8 protein-coding genes are annotated in these 11,733 nt (G+C 69.6%); all 8 read left to right on the forward strand.

Annotated elements, in window-relative coordinates:
• Positions 1–10: 10 nt before the first annotated feature.
• The 8 genes from RS82_RS04340 to RS82_RS04375 all read left to right on the forward strand — a co-directional run bounded on the left by RS82_RS04340 (position 11) and on the right by RS82_RS04375 (position 11,332).
• Positions 11–661 (forward strand): alpha/beta hydrolase, encoded by a 651-nt coding sequence (locus RS82_RS04340; RefSeq protein WP_045297156.1) that lies wholly within the window; start codon positions 11–13, stop codon positions 659–661.
• Positions 662–752: 91 nt separating this feature from the next.
• Entirely contained in the window at positions 753–2,159 is a 1,407-nt protein-coding gene (locus tag RS82_RS04345; RefSeq protein WP_045297158.1) for an ABC transporter substrate-binding protein, read from the forward strand.
• A gap of 71 nt (positions 2,160–2,230) precedes the next feature.
• Positions 2,231–3,217, forward strand: a complete 987-nt coding sequence (locus tag RS82_RS04350; RefSeq protein WP_245619507.1) for a carbohydrate ABC transporter permease — start codon at positions 2,231–2,233, stop codon at positions 3,215–3,217.
• Positions 3,214–4,149, forward strand: coding sequence for a carbohydrate ABC transporter permease (locus tag RS82_RS04355; protein ID WP_245619508.1), 936 nt, complete (start codon positions 3,214–3,216; stop codon positions 4,147–4,149). Before RS82_RS04350 ends, RS82_RS04355 begins: the two co-directional genes overlap by 4 nt.
• 30 nt (positions 4,150–4,179) lie before the next feature.
• On the forward strand, positions 4,180–7,923 hold the full coding sequence (locus RS82_RS04360) for a hypothetical protein (RefSeq protein WP_211255856.1): 3,744 nt from the start codon (positions 4,180–4,182) through the stop codon (positions 7,921–7,923).
• A complete protein-coding gene (locus tag RS82_RS04365; protein ID WP_045297160.1) occupies positions 7,920–9,317 on the forward strand; it encodes a Gfo/Idh/MocA family protein in 1,398 nt (465 codons plus the stop codon). The genes RS82_RS04360 and RS82_RS04365 overlap by 4 nt, the downstream gene beginning before the upstream one ends.
• Entirely contained in the window at positions 9,314–10,327 is a 1,014-nt protein-coding gene (locus tag RS82_RS04370; protein WP_084695451.1) for an acetylxylan esterase, read from the forward strand. The genes RS82_RS04365 and RS82_RS04370 overlap by 4 nt, the downstream gene beginning before the upstream one ends.
• 9 nt (positions 10,328–10,336) lie before the next feature.
• Entirely contained in the window at positions 10,337–11,332 is a 996-nt protein-coding gene (locus RS82_RS04375; RefSeq protein WP_045297162.1) for a LacI family DNA-binding transcriptional regulator, read from the forward strand.
• Positions 11,333–11,733 lie beyond the last annotated feature (401 nt).

Genomic DNA, 11,733 nt, shown 5'->3' on the forward strand with positions numbered 1-11,733 from the left:
AAGGTGTGAGATGACTTCCAAAGCCCTGGTCCTCCCTGGTGGGAGCTATCGCCGGCATGCGCCGCACGAGGCCGAGCCCGTCGCCTCGTGGCTGCGCAGTCTCGGAATCGACGCCGACATCCTGCGGTACCCCGTCGGGATGCCGCATCCTGCCGCGCACGACGCGATCGGAGCCCGCATCGCTCAGCTGCGCGCGGCCGGAGCCGACCGGGTGCTGCTGGTGGGGTTCTCCGCCGGCGGACACGCCGCCGGTCTGGCCGCGCTTCGTCCTGCGGGCTCGATCGGCCGCGTCGACGGACTGGTGCTGGGGTATCCGGTCGTGTCACTGGAAAAGCACTCTCATCAGGGATCCAGTGAGGTCCTCTTGGGTGACGCCGACACGGCCGAGCGCCGGATCGCGCTCTCGCTGGAGTCTCTCGTCACCGCCGATGCGCCGCCATCCTTCCTGTTTCATTCGTTCGACGACGAGAAGGTCCCGGTCGAGCATTCGCTACTGCTCTCGTCGGCACTGCACCGGGCGAGGATCCCGCACGAGCTGCACCTGTACCCTCTCGGCGGGCACGGCTGCGGGCTCGGAGGCGACCTCGTGCCGTGGACGCACGCCTGCGCTGCATGGCTCGCGCGCGAGGGGTGGCTGCCGGATGCTTCCCCGCCGGCTTGACATCGGAATCGATTCACGCCAGAGTGGTGAAACCGGTTGCGATCTGCATCGAGATCGAAGTGCACGCCGAACTACGAGGGAGTAGAGACAAATGACACACCAGCGCTGGGTTCGCGTGGGCGGGCTCGTCACGGGCTTCGCCGTCACGGGACTGCTCGTCAGCGGATGCGCGGGCGGCTCCGCGCCCACGTCGACGCCGTCGTCGGAGGCGGTGGCATGCGACCCGGACGCCGACGTGACGATCACGGTGGGGGAGCGACCGACGCCCGACCAGACGGCCAACCTCGAGGCGTGGGAGAACGCGGTCGCGCAGTTCGAGGACGACCACCCCAACATCACGATCGATGACGAAGAGACGAAGTACGACGTCTCCACATTCCCCGCGCTCCTCGTCGGCGGAACGCTGCCGACGACCCTGCAGGTCCCGTTCACCGACATCCAGTCGCTGATCGAGCGCGGCCAGGCCGCCGACATCACCACTTACGTCGAGAACGACGACGTGCTGAGCCAGTTGAACCCGCAGCTGAAGGCCGTCACGGAGGACGCCGACGGTCACACCTACGGCGTGGTGCGGGCCGCCTACACGATGGGTCTCATCTACGATCGCGCGCTCTTCACCGAGGCAGGCCTCGATCCCGACGCCCCGCCCGCGACATGGGACGAGGTGCTGGATGCCGCCGCCACGATCTCGGAGCAGACCGGTCAGACCGGCTTCATCATCCCGACCACCGCCAACACCGGCGGCTGGCTGCTGACGTCGATGTCGTATTCGAACGGCAACCTCGTCGAGGAGGTCGACGGCGACACCACGACCGTCACGCTCGACACCCCCGGCATGGAGGCCAGCCTGCAGTTCCTGCACGACGTGCGATGGGAGGAGGATGCGGCCGGCGCCAATTTCCTCTATGACAACAACGCGATCCGCGACGACATCGCGGCCGGCTCCATCGGCCAGAGCCTCAACGGCGCGAACCTGTACAACAGCCTGGTGATCGGCCGCGGCATGCCGAAGGAGGACTTCGGGCTCGCCCCGTTCCCGACCGGCGACGACCCCGTGGGCGTGCTCGGCGGCGGCAACATCCAGTGGTTCAATCCGAAGGCCACGCCCGACCAGCTGTGCGCGGCCCTGGAGTGGACGAAGTTCTACTTCCTGAACCGCTACGTCGACGAGGAGGCCGCCGTCACATGGGCCGAGGCGCAGGTCGCCGACGACCTTCCGGTGGGTCTGCCCGAGGTGCCGGTCGTCTCGGACGAGCAGTACGAGACCTACCTCGGCTGGATCGAGCCCTACATCAACGTGCCCCGAGAGAACTACACGGCGTACCTCGACAGCCTCGCGACCGCGACGATCGTCCCCGAGCCGGCGAAGAAGGCCCAGGAGCTGTACGCGGCACTCGATCCCGTGGTGCAGGCGGTCCTGACCCGCGAGGACGCGGACTTCGCCGAGCTGCTCGAGTCCGCACAGACGCAGGTCCAGGACCTGGTCGACGCCGGATGATCCGCTCCGGTGGCCGCGGGCAGTCGCGGCCACCGGACGCATCCAGCCCGAGAACATCGACGGGAGACACCGTGACCGCAACCGCCCCGCCCTTCGTCGGCCTGCCCGCCGACGCGGCCGCTGCCGACTCGGTACCGCCGCCCGTCGCTCCACGCAGCCGCAAGAGCCTTCGCGCGCGATTGCTCGCGTGGGTGCGCAACGGCGGGGTGCCGACGCTCGTCATGTTCCTGCCGCTGCTGCTGACGTTCGGCTACTTCGCGTGGTGGCCGATCCTCAAGAGCCTCATCCTCGCCTTCCAGCAGACGGACCTCATCAACGATCCGTCCTGGGTGGGCCTGCGCAACTTCGAGCGCGTGCTGGCAGACCCGTTGCTGTGGACCGCCGCCGGCAACACGGTCTGGTTCGCCGTCCTGGCTCTGCTCATCGGGTTTCCGCTTCCGATCCTGATGGCGATGGTGATGGCGGAACTTCGCCGCAGCCGGCAGATCTCGAGCGTGCTCGTCTATCTCCCGGTCATCATCCCGCCGGTGGTGAGCGTCCTCCTCTGGAAGCAGTTCTACGACCCGTCGTCCTCCGGGCTCTTCAACACCGTGCTCGGATGGTTCGGACTCGGCCCGATCGGCTGGCTTCAGGACCCCGCGCTCGCCATGCCCAGCATCGTCATCCAGGCGACCTGGGCGACGGCGGGCACCGCGACGATCATCTACCTCGCGGCGCTCATGTCGATCCAGGCGGAGCTCTACGACGCCGCCGAAGTCGATGGCGCATCGATCCTCCAGCGCGCCTGGCACGTGACGCTTCCCCAGCTGCGCAGCGTCATCCTGCTCATGCTGCTGCTGCAGATCATCGGCACCATGCAGGTCTTCACCGACCCGTTCGTCATGACCGGCGGCGGACCCGAGAACCGGACGGTGACCCTCCTGATGCTCATCTACAACTACGCGTTCCTGTCGGGCGACTTCGGCAAGGCGACGGCCCTGAGCCTGATGCTCGCCGTCGTCCTGAGCGTGATCTCGGCGATCTACCTGCGGCTGACGCGGAAGTGGAGCGAATCGTGACCTTCGTGACCACCACGGTCCGCGCGATCGGCAAGCAGAAGGCGGCGGAGGAATCCGAGGACCGCAGCAACGTCTCAGCGCTCGACCGGTCCCGGCGTTCGGTGCGTCTCACGACGCGGATCCTCGCCGTCGTCCTCATCGCGTGCCTGGTCGTCGTGTCGTTCGGGCCGTTGCTGTGGCTGTTCAAGGCGGCGCTGTCGACCAGCCAGGACATCCTGAAGTATCCGTTCGAATGGTGGCCGAGCGGCATCCAGTGGCAGAACCTGCCCGATGCCTGGTCGCAGATCCGCATCGGCCAGTACCTGCTGAACACGGTCTGGATGGCGGCGGGGTGCTGGTTCTTCGGGCTGCTGGTCGCTCTCACCGGCGGCTACGGAATCTCGATTCTGAAGCCCCGGTACGCGAAAGTCGTCAACGCCGGCGTCCTCGCGACACTCTTCATCCCGGGTGTCGTGTCTCTGATCTCGCTGTACGTGACGATCCTCGACGTGCCGCTGATCGGCGTCAATCTCGTCAACACGTACTGGGCGGTGTGGCTGCCGACCGCTGCCAGCGCCTTCAACGTGCTGCTGGTGGCCCGCTTCTTCGACCGGCTGCCGAGAGACGTGTTCGAAGCGGCGCGGATCGACGGCGCCGGGGTCTTCCGCGTGTTCTGGTCGATCGTCCTGCCGATGTCGCGCCCGGTGATCGGCGTGGTGTCGCTGTTGACGATCGTCGGCTCGTGGAAGGAATTCCTCTGGCCGCTGCTGGTGCTGCCTTCGCCAGATCTGCAGCCGCTGTCGGTCGGGCTGTACCGCGTCAGCGACACCGCTCCGACGAGTCTCCTCATGGCGGGCATGTTCATCTCGGTGATCATCCCCATCGCGCTGTTCCTGATGTTTCAGCGCCAGTTCCTCCGCAGCGCCGGCCAGGCCGGCGCGATCAAGGGGTGACCACGGCGGTCACCCGGATCGGATCAGTACATGTCTCCCATGCACCGGCGCACTGTCGCGCCCGTCGCGGCGATGCTGACGGCATTCGCCCTGGTCGTCGGCATCCTGTTCGCCACCTCCTCGCCGGCGCGGGCGAGCCTCACCGAGTCCGACTCGTTCGAAGGCTGGACGACCAACGTCTCGGGCACGCCCGACTTCGTGGTGTCGGCTGACACCGCGGTCTCCCACGACGGAGCGACCGCGGCGCGAGTCGAGTACGCGTCCCCCTACTCGAACAGCTACGTCGATCTCCGCCAGAACATCCGTGCGACCGGCGGCACCACCTACGCGATGAGCGCGTGGGTGAAGACGAAGGACCTCTCCTCGTCGGGCGCCGCGTACTTCGTGCTCAGCGGCGACCACTCGCAGCGCGTCGAGCTGCCCGCCGGCACGAACGACTGGACCAAGCTCGAGTGGACGTACACCCAGCCGCTCGGCAGCATGACCTTCGTCATGCGGCTGCTGGTGCGCGGCGTGGGAACGGTGTGGATCGACGACGTGCGGATGACCGCGCCGGCGAGCCAGGCCAACCTCGTGATCAACCCGTCGTTCGAGGAGCACGACCCGCCGCCCGGAACCCTGGCCTTCACCGACACCGCCCTCGTCTACGGCGTCGGCGACGCGGACATCGGCGTGACCACGCTGGCGAGCAGCGTCACGTGGGACGTCCGTGCCTCCTCCGGGCAGCGCGTCGACTCCGGCGCGGAAGTCGTCGCGAACGGCGAGGCATCCATCGATCTGACCGCGCTCCCCGCCGGCTATTACTCCGTGACGATGTCGGTGACGGCGCCTGTCGCGGCGACGCGCACCGCGACGCTCGCCATCGTCGAGGAAGCGGCGGAGGCGGCGTCCGCAGATCATCCGGTGGGCCTCGCCGTCCACGTGAACCGGTACTCCGTCGACCAGGTCGACAGCCTGATGGGCCCGCTCAGCGCGGGAACGCTGCGCGAAGGCCCGTCGTGGGACACCATCGAGACGTCGCCCGGGGTGTACCAGTTCCCCGCGCACTTCGATGCGCAGCTCGCCGCCGCGAAAGCCCGCGGTGAGCGGCCGCTGGTCATCCTGGCGTACTTCAGTCGCTGGTACGACGGCGGGAAGACCCCGAGCTCGCCAGAGGGGATCGCGGCGTTCGCGAACTATGCCGCCGCCGCCGCGGCTCACTACGGCTCGGACGTGGACTACGAGATCTACAACGAGTTCAACCACACCTTCAACAACGGCGCCTGCGGCATGACCGCCGCCTGCTACATGGACCTTCTCGTGCCGGCGGCGGCGGCGATCCACGCCGCCGCCCCGGGTGCGCGCGTCGTGGGGCCCGTCAGCGCCGGCGCCAAGTGGGACTTCATGGAGGACCTCTTCGCCCTCGGCGCGCTCGAACACCTCGACGTCGTCAGCTACCACACGTACGACTTCCCCGTGGCGCCGGAAGGGCGCACCGAAGCCGGCGTCGGGACGCTGCGCGCCCTGATCGAGCAGTACGCGCCGGGCTCCCGCATCCCGATCTGGCTCAGCGAGCACGGCTGGACGACGACCACCGGGGGCACCACCGAACTGCAGCAGGCCGCCTACATCGTGAGGTCGGCGGCGCTGCTCGAAGCGGCGGGTGTCGACCGCGTCGTGTACTACGAGCTGATCGACTCGGGCGCCAATCCTGCCGAGCAGGAGCACAACTTCGGCATCTCGCGCCTGCCCACCGACGGCGGCACGGCGCTCACCCCGAAGCCGGCCTATCCCGCGCTCGCGGTGTTCAACCGCCTGACCGCCGGCCGCGAGCTCTCGGGCCTGCAGCGCCTCGACGGCGCCATCGTGGCGGAGTACACGGATGCCGCGGGCGACGTGCTGCGGATGATGTGGGCGACAGGCGACTCGGTGACCCTCGCGGCCGACACCGGGAGCACCGCGCGTCTCGTCAAGGGAGACGGCCGATCGTGGCGCGCTCAGCCGAACGGCCGCGTCGAGGTCACCGTCGGGGCGAACCCCGTCTACCTGACCGGCACGCTCGCGACGCCCACCCGCGTCGCCGACCCCGCCGTGCACATCGACACGCCGGACCGGGTCCCGCTCGACGGCGCACCCAGCGTCGGCGTCACGGTCGACCGCGCCACGCTCGGAGTCACCGGGGACGTGTCGGTGTTCGGACCGGTCGGCGCAGGCACGACGCTCACCGGAGCAGCGGCGGAGGCGGCCGGCGCGGTCACGCTGGCATCGATGCGCGAGCTCGGCCCTCACCCGGTGGCGTACACCGTGCGCAGCGGCGACGCGGTCATCGCGTTCGTCGACGACATCACGACCGTCGTCGAGAACCCCGTGCTGTCGCTCGGTCCCGTCGCCGACGAGGAGGGCGCCGCTCTCGCGCTGAACGTGCAGAACCTCGCCGGAGCGCCGACGGCCGAGGTCGGCGACATCGCGTGGACGGTGGGCTCGGTATCCGGCACACAGCCGGCGGTACAGGTCGCCGGAGGCGACACGGCTGCACTGCAGCTGGACCTCGGCGACGTCGCCACGTGGCAGCCGTACCCGTTCACGGTGACCGCCTCCGCAGGGTCGAAGGAGCGCAAGCTGGCGGGGACGACCGCGTTGGCCCCGATCGCCGCGGCACCGTCGGACGGCACCCCGGTGCAGTGGAGAGAGCGCGGCACGTACGTGCCGCTCAGCGGAGCCGTCGCGACGGCCGACGACCTCGGCGGCACCTTCACCGTGTCGTGGAGCGAGGACGGGCTCCGCGTGCGCGCTGACGTGCAGGACCAGGACCACACCGCCGCGGCGACGATCGACAGGCTGTGGGCGGGCGACTCCCTGCAGTTCGCCGTGGCCCGGGGCCTTCCCGGTGCCGATCCCGCATCGCGGGTCGAGCTGGGCGCGTACCTCGGCGCGGATGGTGCGGGCGTGTACCGCTACACCGCACCCGTCGGTGTCGTCGACGCCGCAGCCGCGATCACGCGGGACGGCACGACCACCTCGTACGACCTGACGGTGCCCTGGGACGTGCTCGGTGTCGACCCCGCCGATGGCGCCTTCTCGTTCTCGATCCTCGTCAACGACAACGACGGCGGCATCCGCGAGGGATTCTACGAATGGGGCAGCGGGATCGGCTCCGGCAAGAACGCAGCGCTGTTCTTGCCGGTCGTGCCGGTCGCGCCGGTCCCCCCGGCTCAGGCCACCGGCATCGAGGTCGACGGCCGGCCTCTCGACGGCTTCGCGCCCGAGCGCACCGCATACGAGGCGTCCGCGCTCGCCGGAGGACCCTTGCCGGTGATCACCGCGACCGCGGGCGACGGCATCCGCCTCGAGGTGACGCAGCCGGCGGATGCTCCCGGCACCGCGACCGTGGTCGCATCGGCAGACGGGCGGCCGAGTACGACCTACACGATCGCGATCGAGCGTGTCAGAGGCGACGATGCCGCGGTCGAGGCATCCGTCACAGCGCGCTGTGTCGGCGATCGCGTGCAGTACCTCGTCTCGGTGCGCAACACCTCGGAGTTCGCGTCGGATCTCCGCGCGACCTCGTCGTTCGCAGACGAGAAACGGTCCGGCGTGCCCGCGCATGCGACGAGGGTGATCGAACTGCGATCCGCACAGACGACGACCGATGCCGGGCATGTCCGGGTCGCCGCATACGTGCCGTATCTCGCGCCCGATCGCGCAGCGTCGTACACGAGCGTGGATCTGCCGGTTCCCACCCGCGACTGCACGGTCAGCAACGCCTCATCAGACGAACAGGGAGACCTTGAATGACCGCACCCACCCGTTACGCGATCGTCGGCACCGGAGCCCGCGCGCAGATGTACATCGATGCGCTGAGCGGACCCTACGCCGACATCGCCGAGCTCGTCGCCTGGGCCGATCCGAACCCGGGGCGCCTGGAGTGGAACGAGCGGAAGGTCCTCGCGGCCGGCCGGCCGGCACCCACCCAGATCGGTGCGGGGGAGCTGTCGGACGCGGTCGACCGGCTGGACATCGACCGGGTCATCGTCACCGCGCCCGACTTCGCCCACGCCGACCTCGTGGTCGCAGCACTCCACGGCGGCGCCGACGTGGTGGTGGAGAAGCCGTTGACCACGGACGCGGACGGCGTCCGTCGCATCGCCGAGGCGGTCCAGGCCACCGGTCGTGCGGTGACCGTCACCTTCAATTACCGGTACTCGCCGCGCAACGCCATGCTCAAGCGCGTCATCGAGAGCGGCGAGATCGGCGACGTCACCTCTGTGCACTTCGAGTGGCTGCTCGACACCTCGCACGGTGCCGACTACTTCCGTCGCTGGCACCGGCAGAAGCACAACTCGGGCGGTCTGCTCGTCCACAAGTCGTCGCACCACTTCGACCTGGTCAACTGGTGGCTCGCCGACCTGCCCGTCCGCGTCTTCGCCAGCGGCGGACTCCGCTTCTACGGAGCGCAGAACGCCGCGCGACGCGGACTGGGGGAGAGGCCAGGGCGCGGCACCGTCGACGCCGCCCGGCGGGATCCGTTCGCGCTCGACCTGCGCGAGCACGACGTGCTGCGCGGGCTGTACTACGAGCAGGAGCAGCATGACGGGTATCTGCGCGACCGGGATGTGTTCGACGAGGGCATCAGCATCGAAGACAACCTCTCGCTCGTCGTCGACTACGCGACGGGTGCCAGCATGACCTACGCGCTCAACGCGCATTCCCCGTGGGAGGGGTACACCGTCGCCGTCAACGGCACGGCGGGTCGTGCCGAGCTGTCGGTCGTCGAGCGCGGCGCCATCCTGCTCGACGGGTCCGGGCGACAGCACGTCGTCGACCCGAGCGCGCGCCCCGAATCGGTCGCCGACGAGACCGGACGCCCGGTCGGCGAGCGCCTGGTGGTCCAGCGGCACTTCGACGCGGCGCGTGAGGTTGCGATCCCCCACGCGGCCGGCGGACACGGCGGCGCCGACGACGCCCTGCTTCGTGACCTGCTCCTCGGAGCGGAGGCCGATCCGCTCGGGCAGGCCGCGACCTGGCTCGACGGCGTCCGCGCCATGGCAGTAGGTGTGGCGGGCAACGACTCGCTTGCCGCCGGAGCGCCGGTGCTGATCCGCGACCTCCCCTTCGGCGCCGCCGCGACCGCACTGGCCGCTGCCGAAGCAGGGCAGGCCGTCGGCATCCCGGTGGCGGTGTCCCGATGACGAGGTTCGATCTTCCGGTAGAGGAGCTCCACCGCTTCGGGCCGGACGTCGCAGAGCCCGACGACTTCGACCGGTTCTGGGCTCAGACCATCGCAGAGGCACGGGATGCCGGCGGCCGCGTCACCGTCACCGACGTCGACGTGCCGCTGCGCGCCGTCGAGGCGCGCGAGCTCACCTTCCCCGGGTTCGCGGGCGATCCCGTGCGGGCCTGGTACCTCCGCCCGGCGGGCGTTGCCACCGACCTGCCCGCGGTCGTCGAGTTCCTCGGGTACGGCGGCGGGAGAGGGATGCCGCAGCAGCGGCTCACCTGGGCGGCCGCGGGCTTCGCCCACATCGTCATGGACACGCGCGGGCAGGCGGCCGCCGACACCGCCGACCCCCACGGGTCGGACCCGAGCGTGCCGGGGTTCCTGACGCGCGGCATCGGAGAGCCGGCGACCTACTACTACCGCAGGGTGTTCACCGACGGCGTCCGATGCGTGGACGCGGTGCGCGGTCTCGAGGGCATCGACCGCTCCGCGGTCGCCGTCGCCGGCGGCAGCCAGGGTGGCGGCATCGCGCTGGCCGTCGCCGGACTGCGCCACGATCTCGTGGCGGCGATCGTGGACTACCCCTTCCTCTGCCACTTCCGCCGCGCCGTCGGGATGACCGGGCGCGAGCCCTACCAGGAGGTCGCCCGCTACCTGGCGATCCACCGCGACCGCACCGACGCGGTGTTCCGCACCCTGTCGTACTTCGACGGCGTGAACTTCGCCGCGCGCGCGACCGCACCCGCACTGTTCTCTGTCGGCCTGCAAGACCCGGTGTGCCCACCGTCGACGGTGTTCGCGGCGTACAACGCGTACGCGGCATCCGTGAAAGAGATGGTGACATTCGAGTTCAACGAGCACGAGGGCGGCGGGGCCGGGCACTGGCCGCGCCAGGCGGGCTTCCTCGAGGAGCAGCTGGCCTCCGCCGCGCGTGCCGACCGCAAGCGGGACATCCCCGTGCTCGCGGCCCCGGGTCAGTAGGATCACGAGATGGTCACGCAACGCGCTGTGCGCTTGAGCGACGTCGCCGCAGTGGCAGGAGTGTCGAAGGCGACGGCGTCGAAGGCCCTCAACGACAGCCCCGTCGTGTCTGCGGCGACCAAGGCGCGCGTGCGCGAGGCCGCCGAACGGCTCGACTTCCGTCCGAACGCGCTGGCGCTGTCGTTCGCCTCGGGTCGCAGCCGAACCGTCGGCCTCCTCACGCATCGGGCGACGGCGACCTTCTCCCGCGCCGTCGTCATGGGAGCGATCCTCGAACTGGGCCGCCGTGAGCGCGCCGCGCTGGTCTTCGACGGGCGCATCAACGCCCACCACGAGATGACCGAGAGCATCCGCACCCTCCGCGACCGTCGCATCGACGGGCTCCTCGTCGTCGGCGCAGGCTTCGGGCGGGTCACACCGTCCATCACCCACCAGTTCGAGGTTCCGGTGACATACGCCTTCGCGGCATCCGACAACCCCGATGATTCCGTGTTCGTGCCCGACAACGAGCACGCCGGCTACCTGGCCGCGCGCCATCTGCTCTCGCTCGGCCGCACACGGATCGCCCATGTCACGGCGGATGCCGACGACCTCGCGGTCCGACGCCGCGAAGCGGGCTTCCGCCGCGCGCTCGCCGAGGCCGGCGTGCCGTCGCTGCCGACCCTCTACGGCAGCTGGCGGCGCGAGTGGGGCGAGCAGGCCGTCGGCGCGCTGCAGTCGTCGGGCACGGAGTTCGACGCCGTGTTCTGCGGCAACGACCACATCGGCTTCGGGGTGCTCGACGCCCTCGAGACCGCCGGGATGGACGTGCCGGACGACGTCGCCGTCGTGGGCGTCGACAACTGGGAGGAAGTCATCCTCGACCAGAAGCTCCGGCGCCTCACCACGATCGACCTCGACCTGACCGGCGTGGGGCGGGTGGCAGCCGACAACGTCATCGAGCCCGCGGCGACAGGCGGCGAGCGGTTCGTCGAGCCCCGGCTCATCCTCGGTCCGTCGACCTAGGACGCGACGCCGATGACGTGACCCGGCGGCGAGACGTGAACCTCGCGATCCATCGGTGATGGCGAGGCGACGCCGGAGGCGCGAAGTGGACGCGACGGCGGGAGTCGAACTCGACCTCCGCGTTAACGACGAGATGCATCAACCTGCGAAAACTGCGGGATTCCGCGGGAGTTGAGCCTTCGTGGATGCGCCTCGATCACGTCGATCGGGGGTCGTTTCCGCGAAAGTGTGGGCAAAGTGTGGGCAAGTTTCGGCGCTGCGCGAGGGGGCGATTTCTAAAACTGACGGAGGTTGTTGACAGTTGGGTCTTCCGATTGGGAGGAAGAGTCCATGTCAGACAGGGAGCTCGAGCGGCGGGCGAATCACAAGCTCGCGGTGTTGCGCCACGTCGAGGAGGTCAG

It is taken from the genome of Microbacterium trichothecenolyticum, from assembly GCF_000956465.1.
GTDB lineage: Bacteria > Actinomycetota > Actinomycetes > Actinomycetales > Microbacteriaceae > Microbacterium > Microbacterium trichothecenolyticum.